Source organism: Arthrobacter sp. JUb119, assembly GCF_024807995.1.
Taxonomy (GTDB): domain Bacteria; phylum Actinomycetota; class Actinomycetes; order Actinomycetales; family Micrococcaceae; genus Glutamicibacter.
Genome location: NZ_JANUFE010000001.1, coordinates 995,082 through 1,009,776, shown reverse-complemented (window position 1 = coordinate 1,009,776; position 14,695 = coordinate 995,082). Strand labels below are relative to the sequence as shown.

Below are 14,695 nucleotides of genomic sequence, written 5' to 3'. Positions count from 1 at the left end.
ACGCAGCTGAGGGTATCCTCAATAGTGATGAAGCAAGAATCAACGACGCACGCCAGCAATGCGACGTCAGCAAAATTCGCTGAGCCGGTGGCAGACTACCTGGAGTACCTGCAACGCGAACGCGGCCGCAGCACTAATACCCTGCGAGCCTACGAAGTGGATTTGCGGAACCTCGGCCAGTTCTTGCTCCACCATGCGCAGGATCCGAGCCTCAAGCAGATTTCAGTTGATACGCTCCGCGATTGGTTGGCACAGCTTCATGAATCGCAGATTTCCCGCACCACCTTGGCCCGCAGGATCTCTGCGGTGAAGAGCTTCTTCGCGTGGGCGCTGAAGCATCAGCTGATCGACGCGGACCCTGCCCTGCGGCTGGCCGCGCCCAGGAAGGAACGGCGTCTTCCGCATGTTTTGCAGCCAAGCCAGATCGACCGCTTGCTCTCCGAAACAGCCCAGCCGCCTGCTGGAAAAGAAGTCAGCGAGAGCAAGCCGGAACCTGCCCCCGATGCCAAGAGCCAGGCCGTAGCGGCACGCGATAAAGTCATCGCCGAGTTGCTGTACGCATCCGGCCTGCGTATCAGCGAGCTCGTGGCCTTGGACGTTGACGACATCGACTTCGAACGACGCACCGTCAGGGTTCTCGGCAAGGGCAACAAGGAACGGGTTGTTCCGTTTGGCAAGCCCGCCGAACGCGTGATCATCGGGTGGATTCGGTCGCATCGCAAGGTCCTGGCCCGCCAGGAAGCTCAAGGCGCTTTGCTCGTAGGGGTGCGCGGTGCGCGCTTGAATGTACGCCAGGCACGAGAGGTCATTTCCAAGGCCTTGCAATCGCTGGGGGATACCGCTGCCAGCGGCCCGCACGCGTTAAGGCACACCGTAGCCACGCATCTGCTGGATGGCGGCGCAGATTTGCGTGCTGTCCAGGAATTCCTCGGGCATGCTTCGCTGGCAACGACCCAGCTATATACTCACGTTTCGGTTGACCGATTGAGGCAAAGCTACCGCCAAGCCCATCCCCGAGCCTGACTATTTGGTACCAATCTGCAAAAATAGCCTTTCTGGGTGGCGAAAGGCCTCTTCATCGGGCAAAATGGAAGTATCGGCGGCGATGGCACCGGAACGATGTTGACGTAGGGGAAGACGATCAACACCGCAACGGAGGATGGCATGTCTGCACCGATGTCCAGAGGCGTGATTTATATTCATTCCGCCCCTGCAGCGCTATGCCCACATCTGGAATGGGCAATCGGGTCCGTGCTCGGTACTCCAGTAAAAATGGAGTGGACCGAACAGCACGTCGCACCCGGATTTTGTCGCGCCGAAATCGAGTGGGTAGGTACGCAAGGTACCGGCGCTTTGCTGACCAGTGAGATGCATGGTTGGCAGCACCTTCGTTTCGAAATCACCGAAGACCCAAGCCCGGGTGCCGACGGCAGCCGTTGGTCCGTGACCCCTGATCTTGGCATCTTCCACGCCACCGTTGATTGCGCTGGCAACGTCATGGTCAGCGAAGAACGCATCCGGTGGGCCTATGAAAAGGGCGACGGCAATCCCTCGGTCTTCTACCAGGAGATGTCCATCGCTCTCGGCGAGCCCTGGGATGAAGAACTTGAACCCTTCCGTCACGCAGGCGAAGACGCGCCTGTTCGATGGCTCAACCAGGTGGTTTAGCAACTGGTTATCTAGTCCCTGAGTGACTTATCAACAGACACTCAGATACAACCCCGATGGTGCGGGGTTGTTACCCAAAAGAAGTGGGATCCCATGCCGGGGATCCCACTTCTTGCTTTAAAAACTGCGGTTGTGGAGAAGTGCCGAAGCGCAGTGCTATGCTCGATGGCGATGAAGACCAGTCAGGCCGCATGCGGCCACTCCCGGAACGGCAAACTGGTCGTTCCCTGATCCGCGGCCCTCCCGTGCCAGATGCATTCCACCAAAGAACAGCACATCTGAACCACGAAAGGGAGACATGACCGCACAGTTCAACCACACCATCATCGCTTCACTCGACCCGCAACGCATGGCAAAGTTCTATCTTGAGTTGCTCGAAGCCCGCGCGGAATCAAGCTGGGGACCATTTACCAACATCAGCCTGGCCCACGGGGTGCTGCTTCAATTCGCTGCACCACCGATGGACTTCCCAGCGCAGCACTATGCCTACCTGCTCGATGACGAGCATTTCGACCGCGCCTACGCGACTATCCGCGAGGGGAAAATGGAGCATTGGGCCGATCCCCAACGGCAGCTGCCAGGGCAGATTAATCATGAACACGGCGGCCGGGGAGTCTATCTGCTTGATCCTTCCGGGCACTACCTGGAATTGATCACCCGGCCTTACCTGCCCGCAGCCAGCTAGGACCAGCTAGCGCTGAACCTTGAACACGTTCTTCTGGATGCCGTTGGAGTAGACCTGCGAATCAATAAGGGCCAGCTTCTGCGCGTCCAGGCTCGCGTCGCTGAAAAGGCGCTTGCCTGCACCAAGCAAAACCGGGAAGACCAGCAGGTTGTACTGGTCGATGAGCTGATGTTCTTGCAGCGAGTGGACCATCGTTGCCGATCCATGGATACTGATCGGGCCGCCGTCGCCGGCTCGAAGCCGCGCCACATCGGCGACCGAGCGCAAGATCGCAGTCTCGCCCCAGTTCCCGGCCAAGTCCTTCTCCCGCAAGGTAGTGGAGAGCACGTACTTGGGCATCGCGTTGTACTGCGGGAACTGCTCGGTCATCGAGGGCCACACCGCGCAGAAGGCCTCGTAGCTGTGCCGGCCCAAGAGCATGGCGCTGGCTTCTTCTTGCTCGGCGCCCTTCAGTTCGTAGGCGGCGGGGTCGAACTCGACCGAGTTCATCGTCCAGCCTGAATTGCGGTAGCCGGGTTCGCCGCCCGGGGCTTGGACGACACCGTCCAAGGAGACGAAGGAAGTGGCGATCAGGGTGCGCATGGGAAGGGATCCTTTGCTCGTGGCATGTACCGTCAGTTGCCTCCGACATGAGGCGGTACTTGAGCTTAACGAACATGTCAGGACCGAAGCAATGGCTCTGAGCCAATTCTTTCGGGGTTAAAGACCACTGGGCTGGTTGAAGATTACTCTTCAACCAGCCCAGTGGCGCGCTCGCCTGCAGCTGCCGGAACGGCTAGACGCTGCGGATGGCGACCACGGCGTTATGGCCGCCGAAGCCGAAGGAGTTATTCAGCGCAACGATGGAGCCCTCTGCAGGCAGCTGCGCAGGCTGGCCGGTGACGACCTTCAACGGGATCTCTGGATCCTGGTTGTCCAGGTTAATGGTCACCGGGGCCTTGCGGTTGTAGATGGCCAGTGCGCACAGCACGGACTCCACGGCACCGGAAGCGCCCAGCAGGTGGCCCATCTGTGACTTGGTCGCGGATACCCACACGTTCTCGAGGTGATCGCCCAGGGCGTTCTTCAGCGCAGCGTATTCCGGCTTGTCGCCAACTGGGGTGGAGGTTGCGTGGGCGTTCACATGGACCACGTCCTCTGGCTGGATGCGGCCATCGAACATGGCAGCCTTCAGCGCACGGGTTGCACCCATGCCTTCTGGATCCGGTGCGGTGATGTGGTGCGCATCGGAGGTGACCGAGGAGCCTGCCAGCTCGGCGTAGATGCGTGCGCCGCGGGCGATTGCATGCTCTTCGGCTTCCAATACCAGCGCGCCAGCGCCCTCGCCCATGACAAAGCCATCACGGTCGGTGTCGTAGGGACGCGAAGCCTTGGTCGGATCATCGTTGCGGCGGGAGAGTGCATGCATGGACGCGAAGGCGGCCATCGGCATGGGGTGGATCGCGGCTTCTGCGCCACCGACCATGACCACATCGGCCTTGCCCGAACGGATCAGTTCCAGGCCAACGTGCATCGCTTCGGTACCCGAAGCGCAAGCCGAAACCGGGGTATGCGCGCCACCGGCGGCACCCAGGTCCAGCGACACGGCAGCTGCTGGGCCGTTAGGCATCAGCATTGGCACGGTCATGGGCAGGACGCGGCGTGGGCCCTTTTCACGCAGGGTGTCCCAGGCGTTGAGCAGGGTCCAGACGCCGCCGATGCCGGTAGCGAAGGCAACGGCCAGCTTGTTCTGGTCCATCTCTTCCTTGACCAGGCCTGAGTCGGCCCAGGCTTCACGGGCCGCAACCACAGCGAACTGGGTCGATGGGTCCATGCGCTTGGTCTCCGGGCGGGAGAGTACCTCGGTCGGCTGCACAGCAGCGCGGGCGGCGAAGGTGACCGGCAGGTCGTATTCCTTAACCCAGTCATCTTCCAGGGTTACGGCGCCGGAGACGCCCTTGAGGGCGTTTGCCCATAGGGTGGGGACATCCCCGCCGATTGGGGTGGTGGCTCCGAGACCGGTGATCACTACTTTGCGCGCCATCATCAAACTCTCTACTGTGCGAATAAGAACTGTGCTTGGAAATTCAGGGGGCCGGCTTGACGTACCGGCCGGTGTGCGCGGCTTGCCCGCACAACGGTGTGGCGAAAAAACGCCGGGAAGCTTAGGCCTGTGCCGCAGCGATGAAGTTGACGGCGTCGCCGACGGTCTTCAGGTTCTTGACCTCTTCGTCAGGGATCTTGACCTCGAACTTTTCCTCAGCCTCAACGACGATGGTCATCATCGAGATCGAGTCGATGTCCAGGTCCTCGGTGAAGGACTTGTCCATCTGCACGTCTGCTTCGTCCAGGCCGGTCTCGGAGTTGACGATTTCGGCGAGGCCCGCCAGGATTTCTTCGTTGCTAGCCATGGATGGCTCCTTTTCTTCTTAGCCGGAGGACTCCGGTCATTTTTGTGGCTGGGCGCAGATCCTGTTTCCAGGAACCGGTTCCAGCCGGCTTAATGAAACTTTGGTGGCGCATCAAGAATGCGCGGCACGTTTCGTCGGTTTAAAGCTTAGGCCAGAGACGCGCTCGGCGGACGCAACATGACGTTCCCGGCGTGCACAATCTGTGAACGGCGCAAAAGCCTAGTTGGCGGTGTGCTCGGCGATGAACGCCTTGGCAGCTTCCAGATCCGCTGGACTCTTCACCGCCAGGGTCTTCACGCCCTTGAGCCCGCGGCGGGCCAATCCCACCAGGGTTCCGGCCGGTGCCAGTTCCAGCACACCGGTCACGCCAGCTTCGGCCAGCGTCTGCATGCACAGGTCCCAGCGGACCGGACGCGATACCTGGGCGACCAGCGAATCGAGGTTCGCCTGGCCATCGGCTACGGCCTTGCCGTCGAAGTTCGAGAGCAGGGTTTCCGCTGGTTCCTTCGGGGTGATGGTTCCGGCCAGTTCCTCCAGGATGCCAACTGCGGGCTGCATGTGCGCGGTATGGAATGCGCCGGCAACCTTCAGGGGGATCACGCGAGCCTTGGCCGGCGGGTTCTCGCCCAGGGCCGCGAGCTGCTCCATGGTTCCTGCGGCCACAATCTGGCCGCCGCCATTGGCGTTGGCCGGGGTCAGGCCCAGTTCGTCGAGCTTGGCCAGGACCTCATCCGGGTCGCCGCCGAGCACTGCTGCCATGCCGGTCGGAGTCGCCGCAGCGGCTTCGGCCATGGCGTTGGCGCGGACCTTCACGAAATTCATGGCGTCAGCTTCGTCCAGCGCGCCGGCCAGGGCCGACGCGGTGATCTCGCCAACCGAGTGGCCGGCCACCACGGCGCCTGCCGGCAGCGAGCTGCCAAAGAGCGCACGGGCGGTGACCAGGCCGGCAGCGACGATCAGCGGCTGGGCGACGGCGGTGTCCTTGATGGTCTCTTCATCGGAGGTGGTGCCGTGGGCGGTGAGGTCGCGCTCGGTGATCGAGCTGAGCGCCTGCAAATGCTCGGCCACGCCATCGACGTCGAGCCATTCGGTGAGGAAACCTGGGGTCTGGGAGCCCTGTCCGGGGCAAACGATTGCTAACACTCTTACAGCTTTCCAAATGTTGGGAGCTTTTGGCGCTTCATTTGAGTACCAAGCTCGTGGTGACTGTTTGTAGGATCTCTACAAAAGCCTAGCGTATCCAGAAGCTGAATTCCGCTGTAATGCGCGATCAACTCGGAATTATCGGTGTCGGGAGCTCGACGCTCTTTGGTTGAAGCCTACAAGTTCGATTCGTGGAGCCGTCCGAAAAGCAGCGCGGTTTGCAGGACGAAGGCATCCCGGGGAACCAGTGGATCCCAACCGGTCACTTCGCTGACCCGCTTGAGCCGGTAGCGCACCGTGTTTGCATGGACAAACAGTTCCCGGGCGGTGCCTTCGAGCGAGTGGCCAAGCGCCAAGTAGCTGGAGAGCGTTTCAGCCAGGCCATTGGAGGCCTGCTGCAGCGGAATGTAGACCTGGTCCACCAGCGCCGTGCGGGCCAATTCATCGCCGTTGCAGGCGCGTTCTGGCCACAGGTCATCGGCACCGACCGGATTCGGCGCTTGCGGCCAGGCCTTGGCAGCGCTGAATCCCGCCACGGCTGCCACCGCGGCGTGGTGCATTTCCTTCACCGTCGGAGCCATGGGGGAGTAGACCAGCGGGCCGGGCCCGAAGAACCGGGTCAGCCGGCTCAGATCCGCTTCTTCGAATTTGGTGTCCGAAAGCATCAGCACCGAGCGGTCGCCGAGCACGCCCACCAGCGAATCGCGCGAGTAGCGGATGGCAATACGGCGCAGGGCCGAGACGAAGGTGGCCGGGTTGGACGAAGGGGTGGTGCCCACCAGGATGCGGATATTCTTCTGCGACTTCCAGCCAATGGCCGCAATGCGCGAGGAGAGCGAGTCGTGGGCCTCGCCGTGCAGCACCGCGTCGACCACGTGGGCCTCCAAGCGCGAGTCCCAGGCGCCGCGGGTTTCGGCGGCGCGGGCATAGACATCGGCGGCGGCAAAAGCGACCTCGCGCGAATAGCGCAGCACCGCTTCGCGCAGGGCTGCCTGCTCATGCTCGGCGGCGATGTCGGGCACCTGGGATTCGACCACTTCCACGATGGTGCGCAACAGGCCCAAGGCCTTCTGCAGGGAGATGGATCGGGTCAGCTCCGTGGGAGCGGCGCCGAAGACGTCGGTCACCACCCAGGACGGGGTGGAGGAGGGATCCTCGTACCAGGTAACGAAGGTGGAGATGCCCTTCTGGGCGATCAGTCCCAAGGCGGCGCGCTCATTGGGCGCCAGCGATCGGTACCAGGGCAGTTGCTGGTCCAGGTACTTCAGCGCGGTGGTGGACAGGACGCCAATATGGCTTTTGAGTCGCTTGAGCGTTTCACTGCTGGGTGCCTGGGATCGGCTGGGACGGTTCTTCGGAGCTGCGGCGGCATCCATTTCAGGACTCATGGGTTCCAGCTTAGTTTCTTTTCTTCCCCCGCGCCCGGCACAGCAGGTAAAGGTGAGATTAAATGAGCCAGCTGCCCGGCAACGAGGAAAACCTCGTCATCGGGCAGCTGCTCAATGCGGCGCCGGAGCAAGCTCCGGGCACCTGGACCCTGGGGCCTAGGCGTCGCCGCCAGCGTTGCCGGACTGGCCGGCGTTAGCGTTATTCAGGTCGTACTTGGCGTGCGCCTTCACTGCGGTGTCCGCAGGGATTTCGCCGCGCTCAACCAGCGACTGCAAGGTCTGCACGACCAGCGAGTGCGCATCGATCTTGAAGAAGCGGCGGGCCGCGGCACGGGTGTCCGAGAAGCCGAAGCCGTCCGCGCCCAGGGTGTGGAATTCACCTGGCACGTACGGGCGCAGCTGCTCGGGCACGGCGCGCATGTAGTCGGTGGTCGCGATGACTGGGCCCGGGGTGGACTCCAGCTTCGAGGTCACGTACGGGGTGCGCCGCGGCTTCGATGGATCCACGAGCACGTCGGCGTCGGCGCGCTGGCCGTCGCGGGCCAGTTCGTTCCACGAGGTGACCGACCAGACATCAGCCGAAACGCCCCACTCCTCGGCCAGGATGGCCTGGGCTTCCAGCGCCCATGGCACGGCCACGCCCGAGGCCAGCAGCTGTGCGCGCGGGCCGTCGGTGGTAGCTTCCTTGAGCAGGTGGATGCCCTTGATGATGCCTTCGATGTCAACGTTCTCCGGCTCAGCTGGCTGGCTGATCGGCTCGTTGTACACGGTCAGGTAGTACATCACGTTCGGATCGGCGTGGGTTCCGCCGTACATGCGTTCCAGGCCGGAGCGCATGATGTGGCCGATTTCGTAGCCGTAGGCCGGATCGTAGGTGATCACAGCAGGGTTGGTCGAGGCCAGGATTGGCGAGTGGCCATCTGCGTGCTGCAGGCCTTCACCGGTCAGGGTGGTGCGGCCGGCGGTAGCGCCGATGATGAAGCCACGGGTCATCTGGTCCCCGGCTGCCCAGAATTGGTCGCCGGTGCGCTGGAAGCCGAACATCGAGTAGAACACGTAGATCGGGATCAGCGGTTCATCGTGGGTCGAGTAGCTGGTGCCGGCAGCGGTGAAGGCTGCGACAGCGCCGGCCTCGTTGATGCCCGGGTGGATCAGCTGGCCCTGAGGGGATTCCTTGTAGGCCAGGACCAGATCGCGGTCCACGGACAGGTAGTTCTGGCCGCCCGGGTTGTAGATCTTCGCAGTCGGGAAGAACGAGTCCATGCCGAAGGTACGGGACTCATCTGGCACGATCGGCACGATGCGGTGGCCGAATTCCTTGTCGCGCATCAGGTCCTTGAGCAGGCGCACGAAGGCCATGGTGGTGGCCGCCTGCTGCTTGCCCGAACCGCGCTTGGCGATCGCGTAGGTCTTCTCGCCTGGCAGGGCCAGCTTCTTCGAAGCTTCCTGGCGGCGGGTAGGCACCGAACCGCCCAGGGCCTCGCGGCGCTCCATCATGTACTTGTACTCAGCCGAATCCTCGGTTGGGCGGTAGTACGGAGGAGTGTAGAGGTCCGCTTCGAGCTGCTCGTCGGTGATGGGGATGCGCAGGTGATCACGGAACTTCTTCAAGTCCTCCATGGTCAGCTTCTTCATCTGGTGGGTCGCGTTGCGAGCCTCGAAGTGCGAACCCAGGCCGTAGCCCTTGACGGTCTTGGCCAAGATGACGGTCGGCTTGCCCTTGAACTCCGCAGCAGCCTTGTAGGCGGCGTAGACCTTGTGGTAATCGTGGCCGCCACGCTTCAGGTTCCAGATCTCGTCGTCGCTCATGTCGGCAACCAATTCCTTGGTTTCCGGACGCTGGCCGAAGAAGTGCTCGCGAACGAATGCGCCGGACTCAGCCTTGTAGGTCTGGTAGTCGCCATCCGGGGTCTGGTTCATGATGTCAACCAGCGCGTTGGTCTTGTCTGCTTCGAGCAGGGCATCCCACTCGCGGCCCCAAGCAACCTTGATGACATTCCAGCCGGCACCGCGGAAGAAGGCTTCCAGTTCCTGCATGATCTTGCCATTGCCGCGAACCGGGCCGTCAAGGCGCTGCAGGTTGCAGTTGATGACGAAGTTCAGATTGTCCAGCTTTTCGTTGGCGGCCAGCTGCAGGAAGCCGCGCGACTCCGGCTCGTCCATTTCGCCGTCGCCCAGGAAGGCCCAGACCTGCTGGTCCGAGGTGTCCTTGATGCCGCGGTTCTGCAGGTAGCGGTTCAGCTGCGCCTGGTAGATGGCGTTAGCTGGGCCGATGCCCATCGAGACGGTTGGGAATTCCCAGAAGTCAGGCAGGGAACGCGGGTGAGGGTAGGAAGGAAGCGCGTGGCCTTCCTTCGACTTTTCCTGGCGGAACCCGTCCATGTCCTCTTCGGACAGGCGGCCTTCGAGGAATGCGCGGGCGTACATGCCTGGCGAGGCGTGGCCCTGGAAGAAGACCTGGTCGCCGCCGCCTGGGTGGTTCTTGCCGCGGAAGAAGTGGTTGAAACCTACTTCATACAGGGTCGCTGCACCGGCATAGGTGGAGATGTGCCCGCCAACGCCGATATGAGGGTTCTGAGCGCGGTGCACCATGATGGCGGCATTCCAGCGCATGAAGGCGCGGTAGCGGCGCTCGATGGCCTCATCGCCCGGGAATTCTGGTTCCTGGTCCACAGGAATGGTGTTCACGTAGTCGGTGGTGGTCACGTGCGGCACGCCCACGGACTTGGCACCTGCACGCTGCAGCAGCGAGCGGATAATGAACTGGGCACGCTCGGTGCCCTGGGTCTCTACGAGGGAGTCAAACGAGTCCATCCATTCCTGAGTTTCCTCAGGATCCCGATCGGACAGCTGGTAAGTCAACCCGCTACGGATCTGGGAGATGTGTTCCTCTACAGCCACGGAAGCTCCTTGATTGAATTGCGGCTCCGACGCTGTGCAGTTTTGCGCTGCGGTGCATCGGTATTGGGACAACGGGTGCAGTAGCACTGGAATGATGTGCACTGCCGGTTCATATGCAACTCTAGTGTTAAACGATCCAGTTTTGTGGCGCGTTTTCCAGCAAAAACCGGTTTAAATCAGATATTTGAAGTGACTTGCGCAACTAGGTACGGGAGCTAACTTCCCGATGGCCATGTCAATATGATGCGGGTCACTGGAATGTGGGTTATATTTGTTCGGCGTGTTATCGCTGTAGCGCTTGAACGGAGCGGCAAAACCGTGTTTCGTTGGTAGTAACGCTTTGCACCAGCAGGAGGAATGAAGTGAGCGACGCCGTATCGGCAAACTTGGAGCCCGCCAAAAAATTGGGCTTCGCTAATGAAGACCTTATTCAGGAACTGGGTTACGACGATGATGTGGACTACGATCTGCGCGAATCGATCGAGGACCTGATTGGTTCAGAGCTGCTCACCGAAGAGGACCATGACGTTGTCGACGCAGTCATTTTCTGGTGGCGCGACGGCGATGGAGATCTAGTTGACGCATTGATGGACGCGCTGAACTGCTTGGACGAGAGTGGCATCGTTTGGCTGCTTACTCCTAAGCAGGGCCGCGAGGGACATGTATCCCCAGCACTTATCCAGCAGGAGGCGCCAACCGCTGGCCTGCATGTAACTACTAGTGAAGGCGTTTCGGAGGATTGGTCCGCAATCCGCCTCGCCCCGCGTAAGAAGAACTAATGATTCAAACAGGTTCACGCCTGTTCGACTTCTCGCTGGAAAATCAGTACGGCGAAACGATAACCAGTACCGGGCTGTCTAGCGGCCGGGTGCTGGTTGTCTTTTATCCCTGGGCATTTTCGCGGGTATGCGGGTCGGAACTGGCAACACTCCAAGAGCACTACGAATTCTTCACGCAGCACCAGGTGCGCATCGTGGCCATTTCGGTGGACCATAAATTCACCCTGCGCAACTATGCGCAGTCGCTTGGCTTGGACTTCGAGCTGCTGGCCGATTTTTGGCCTCATGGGGCGGTGGCGCAACAGGCCGACGCCTTTGACCCTGAGCGTGGGGTCGCGGCCAGATTGACGCTGTACCTGGTTGACGGTGAAGTGCGCGATGTTTTCCGCAGCGAGATGACGCAGCCAAGAAGCATTGATGATTACAAGGCGGCAGTGGAACGCGCCGTTTAGCGTGCCGATATGGGCTGTGCTCCAGTTCACGAAAAAAGTCGGCTCACCGATTTGCCCGGACGCAGAAACCTGTGTAGAGTTATTCCTCGTTGGCTTGCAAAAGCGAACATGGTAAGGGCCTTTAGCTCAGCTGGTAGAGCGTCACGTTTACACCGTGAATGTCATCGGTTCGATCCCGGTAGGGCCCACCAAATAAGAATCCTCGATCCATTCGGATCGGGGATTTTTTGTCTCCTTGAGGCGATTTTTCCACTCGGGCAAGTCCTGCGGTGCCCATAGTGCCGCCTTCATGGAATATTTGATCCTCGATGACGCTGGACTCCTGGCATTGTCGTCCGAAGCCAGCGTGGCTGAGCCGGTGGCCCTTGCGCGGCACCGGAGGGTGCTTCGAATCTGCGAACCCGGTACAGCGATCTGGCATCGCTGTTTTCCAATGCCCCGTGGAGGGTGGCGGCGTCGTCTTCGATCACCGCTTCTTGGTACGTGCTATCGCTCATCGAGCTGCTTCGCTTCCACCTGCGGGGCAAGTCCGCAGATCCAGGCGCCTCGTGTTCTTCCGCGCTGGACTGAGCTCGCGCCTCGGTGGCGCTGGTCCCAGTGGTGCAGCGTGGAATAAGCAGGTGTGGGGGCGATGCTGGCGATTGCGGATTACCCGTGCATGCGAACAGCCTCGAACTTGCCGGCAACGCCAGTGGAGAGTAGGTTCCAAGATCAGGCGATGTGGTGACGCTCGGCACTCTTTTATGAAAACCTCCATTTCAATTTGCCAAGTCAGTTCGGGATGCATTAGATTATTACTTGTTGCAGCGAAGGACTGAAGGAAAGAAACTTCCCGATTTCACACACTGCAGGAGGGCCTTTAGCTCAGCTGGTAGAGCGTCACGTTTACACCGTGAATGTCATCGGTTCGATCCCGGTAGGGCCCACCAAAACGAAGACCGCTTCAATCACTCTGGAAAGAGTGATTGAAGCGGTCTTCTTCGTATTCCCGGCCGGCGCCAGCCAATCGCCGAATGCCAGCGAAAGTGCGAAACTGGATGCATGACTGCACCAGAAGAAAACCTTTGGCTCGCCACCGTTCGCAAGAACCCGGACCACTCGCAGAATTTTGCCCAGCGCTGGCGCACGCTTGCCGCCGAAGGCCAGGATATTTTCGGGGAAGCTCGCGCCGTTGACGCGATGGTTGCCCGGGGCAGCAGAATTCTGGATGCCGGATGCGGGACCGGGCGGATCGGCGGCTGGCTTTCCGAGCAAGGGCACCAAGTGGTTGGCGTGGACCTCGACCCGCATTTAATCGATGTTGCCCGGGCAGATTACCCCAAAGCCCAATGGCAGGTCGGCAATCTGGCTGACTTCACCATCGCTGACGCAGCGGGGGAGAACCAGGAATTCGACCTGATAGTTTCTGCCGGCAATGTCGTCACCTTCCTCTCCGAGTCCGAACGCCGCCCGGCGCTGCAGCAACTGCGCGGGCATCTGGCGGCAGACGGGCGCATGATCATCGGCTTCGGCTCGGGACGCGGCTACGGGTTCGATGACTTCGAGGCCGACGCATTGGAGGCGGGGCTGGCACTGCAGCAACGCTATTCGACCTGGAGCTTCCATTTGCCTGCCGCCGATTTCCTGGTCGCCGTACTCGGGCGCAAATAGCGCCAAGCGCGACCCGAACACTGCAGGAAAAAAGCCACTTCGCTTCCATGCGACGTGCAATTGCTCTTGAAAGGCCTCTGGCCTGCGGCTTCTGCCGTGGGTCGAAAACGGCGGGGTGCGATTAGGCGCAGCTGCCAGAATGCGCCTCTTGCGGTAAGCCGTCGTTAGCGCTATCTTGAACTTTGTAATGCAAAGTGGTTTTCATCACGTACTGCTTTGCGGCTCGGAGGCGGTGATCGCCGAAGGAGGCAGTGCGCCATGGACAACACGAACAGCAATGACATCGACCCGGCTCGCATTCTGCGTGGAATCGAATCGGATGCACAGCAAGCCCGCGAGGGCATGAGCCCGAACCAGCAACTGCTGTTCTCCATCTGGGGCGGTGCCTGGATCATTGCCTTCCTCGGGCTCTACTTGGCACTCGCGCCGCAGGGCTCGCCGCTGCTGCCGCCGGCGGTTGGCATCGGCACCGCAGTTGCCTCATTCCTCATCGCGATCGTGACTTCCGGCGTGCATTCGGCCAAGCGCGGTTCGGGGACCAAAGGTCCGTCGATGGCGCAAGGGGCGATCTACGGCAACACTTTCAGTCTGGGCATGATCATCACCGCCTTGCTCGGTTGGCGGCTGCATGCCGAGGGGCTGAGCTCAATGGGCATGGCGACTTTTGCCCTCACCGGCCTGTGCCTGGTGATCGGCGTGCTCGTGGTTGCCGGCTCGGTGCTCTTCAACGACCGGGCCCAGCTGGTCTTCGGGTCCTGGATCCTGGCTATTGCCCTGCTCTCACTGGCCGCGCCGGCACCGCATAACCTCTTGGCCGGTGCAGTTGGCGGGCTGGGATTCATCGTGCTGGGCCTGCTGCACGGCAGCAAGCCGGAACTGGTCTCAGGAGCCTTGATCCGGGGTGGGCATGCAGGAGCTTGACCCGCTGATCCACGCCCAGGCACGGCTGAGGACCGTCACGGTCCTGGACACCTTGCGGGCCGGGGACAGCATCTCGTTTCCCAAGCTGCAGGGCCTGCTGTCGATGACCTCGGGTAATCTGGCCACGCATTTGCGCAAGCTGGAAGACGGTGACTACGTGAAGGTGGACAAGATCCTGGAGGGGCGCAGCCCAGTGACCTACATTGCCTTGACCCGCGCTGGGCGAACCGCCTTCGAAGAGTACAAGGAACAGCTTCGCGCATTGCTGGATACGGTGTGATCGTCGGACGAACGTGCAAGGATACACGCAATTGCGCAGCCGGGGAGGAACCGGGAAAATCTGCCAGCTAATGCAGAGGCCCGGGACAGGTGAATCATCTGCGCGGCCCATTAGGCTGGAGAAGGTACGCTGTCGAATCAACTGCAGAAGGAGATTTTCCAATGGGCCTAGGCGATAAGATCCAGAATAAGGCGCAAGAAGTTTCGGGCAAGGCCAAGAAATCCGTAGGCGATGCGACCGGCAATGAACGCCTGCAGGCTGAAGGCGTTAAGGACCAAGCCGCTGCGAAAGCCAAACAGGCCGGCGAGTCAGTCAAGGATGCGGCCAAGGACGTACGCGACGGCCTGGACAAGTAGCAACAGGCACGCAGGAGCTTAAACGGCAAAGGTGCCCGCGAATTCCGCGGGCACCTTTGCCGTTTCTGCATGGAACGCACTC

At 61.1% G+C, this 14,695-nt stretch carries 16 protein-coding genes and 2 tRNA genes; 12 read left to right on the top strand and 6 right to left on the bottom strand.

The annotated features are described in order from the left end of the window. Positions 1 to 27: 27 nt before the first annotated feature. The 3 genes from M2368_RS04830 (at position 28) to M2368_RS04820 (ending at position 2,353) form a co-directional block, all read left to right on the top strand. Positions 28 to 1,023 (top strand): tyrosine recombinase XerC, encoded by a 996-nt coding sequence (locus M2368_RS04830; RefSeq protein WP_105657856.1) that lies wholly within the window; start codon positions 28 to 30, stop codon positions 1,021 to 1,023. Positions 1,024 to 1,164: 141 nt separating this feature from the next. After that, positions 1,165 to 1,668, top strand: a complete 504-nt coding sequence (locus tag M2368_RS04825; RefSeq protein ID WP_105657742.1) for a DUF3145 domain-containing protein — start codon at positions 1,165 to 1,167, stop codon at positions 1,666 to 1,668. 298 nt (positions 1,669 to 1,966) lie between these two features. After that, complete coding sequence (locus M2368_RS04820) at positions 1,967 to 2,353, top strand: VOC family protein (RefSeq protein WP_105657743.1); 387 nt, start codon at positions 1,967 to 1,969, stop codon at positions 2,351 to 2,353. 6 nt (positions 2,354 to 2,359) lie between these two features. Here M2368_RS04820 and M2368_RS04815 read toward each other — a convergent pair whose 3' ends face one another. From M2368_RS04815 to M2368_RS04795, 5 genes are all read right to left on the bottom strand, one after another. Next, the gene (locus M2368_RS04815; RefSeq protein ID WP_105657744.1) at positions 2,360 to 2,935 is read right to left on the bottom strand and encodes a dihydrofolate reductase family protein; all 576 of its coding nucleotides are present in this window, start codon (positions 2,933 to 2,935) and stop codon (positions 2,360 to 2,362) included. 193 nt (positions 2,936 to 3,128) lie between these two features. Next, entirely contained in the window at positions 3,129 to 4,376 is a 1,248-nt protein-coding gene (gene fabF / locus M2368_RS04810; RefSeq protein WP_105657745.1) for a beta-ketoacyl-ACP synthase II, read from the bottom strand. A 121-nt stretch (positions 4,377 to 4,497) separates the two neighbouring features. Beyond that, positions 4,498 to 4,743: an acyl carrier protein gene (locus M2368_RS04805; protein ID WP_105657746.1), complete on the bottom strand. Its 246-nt coding sequence runs from the start codon at positions 4,741 to 4,743 to the stop codon at positions 4,498 to 4,500. Between the two features lie 219 nt (positions 4,744 to 4,962). After that, complete coding sequence (locus tag M2368_RS04800) at positions 4,963 to 5,886, bottom strand: ACP S-malonyltransferase (protein WP_105657747.1); 924 nt, start codon at positions 5,884 to 5,886, stop codon at positions 4,963 to 4,965. A 176-nt stretch (positions 5,887 to 6,062) separates the two neighbouring features. Continuing rightward, the gene (locus tag M2368_RS04795; RefSeq protein ID WP_105657748.1) at positions 6,063 to 7,274 is read right to left on the bottom strand and encodes a PucR family transcriptional regulator; all 1,212 of its coding nucleotides are present in this window, start codon (positions 7,272 to 7,274) and stop codon (positions 6,063 to 6,065) included. 62 nt (positions 7,275 to 7,336) lie between these two features. Between M2368_RS04795 and M2368_RS04790 the strand changes: the two genes are divergently transcribed. Continuing rightward, positions 7,337 to 7,471: a hypothetical protein gene (locus M2368_RS04790; protein ID WP_286134540.1), complete on the top strand. Its 135-nt coding sequence runs from the start codon at positions 7,337 to 7,339 to the stop codon at positions 7,469 to 7,471. Here the strand turns inward: M2368_RS04790 and aceE are convergent. Next, complete coding sequence (aceE, locus tag M2368_RS04785) at positions 7,431 to 10,175, bottom strand: pyruvate dehydrogenase (acetyl-transferring), homodimeric type (protein WP_105657749.1); 2,745 nt, start codon at positions 10,173 to 10,175, stop codon at positions 7,431 to 7,433. The genes M2368_RS04790 and aceE overlap by 41 nt on opposite strands. Before the next feature lie 362 nt (positions 10,176 to 10,537). Between aceE and M2368_RS04780 the strand changes: the two genes are divergently transcribed. The 8 genes from M2368_RS04780 to M2368_RS04745 all read left to right on the top strand — a co-directional run bounded on the left by M2368_RS04780 (position 10,538) and on the right by M2368_RS04745 (position 14,613). Then, a complete protein-coding gene (locus M2368_RS04780; protein WP_105657750.1) occupies positions 10,538 to 10,954 on the top strand; it encodes a DUF3052 domain-containing protein in 417 nt (138 codons plus the stop codon). Continuing rightward, the gene (locus tag M2368_RS04775) at positions 10,954 to 11,406 is read left to right on the top strand and encodes a redoxin domain-containing protein (protein WP_133833430.1); all 453 of its coding nucleotides are present in this window, start codon (positions 10,954 to 10,956) and stop codon (positions 11,404 to 11,406) included. The genes M2368_RS04780 and M2368_RS04775 overlap by 1 nt, the downstream gene beginning before the upstream one ends. Before the next feature lie 115 nt (positions 11,407 to 11,521). Next, positions 11,522 to 11,597: transfer RNA gene (locus M2368_RS04770), tRNA-Val, on the top strand. A 662-nt stretch (positions 11,598 to 12,259) separates the two neighbouring features. After that, positions 12,260 to 12,335, top strand: a tRNA-Val gene (locus M2368_RS04765). Between the two features lie 112 nt (positions 12,336 to 12,447). Then, complete coding sequence (locus M2368_RS04760; RefSeq protein ID WP_332503844.1) at positions 12,448 to 13,056, top strand: class I SAM-dependent methyltransferase; 609 nt, start codon at positions 12,448 to 12,450, stop codon at positions 13,054 to 13,056. 258 nt (positions 13,057 to 13,314) lie between these two features. After that, positions 13,315 to 13,977, top strand: coding sequence for a hypothetical protein (locus M2368_RS04755; protein ID WP_332489097.1), 663 nt, complete (start codon positions 13,315 to 13,317; stop codon positions 13,975 to 13,977). Next, the gene (locus M2368_RS04750) at positions 13,964 to 14,257 is read left to right on the top strand and encodes a transcriptional regulator (RefSeq protein ID WP_402734985.1); all 294 of its coding nucleotides are present in this window, start codon (positions 13,964 to 13,966) and stop codon (positions 14,255 to 14,257) included. The genes M2368_RS04755 and M2368_RS04750 overlap by 14 nt, the downstream gene beginning before the upstream one ends. A 161-nt stretch (positions 14,258 to 14,418) precedes the next feature. Further along, complete coding sequence (locus tag M2368_RS04745; RefSeq protein ID WP_105657755.1) at positions 14,419 to 14,613, top strand: CsbD family protein; 195 nt, start codon at positions 14,419 to 14,421, stop codon at positions 14,611 to 14,613. Positions 14,614 to 14,695: the final 82 nt, after the last annotated feature.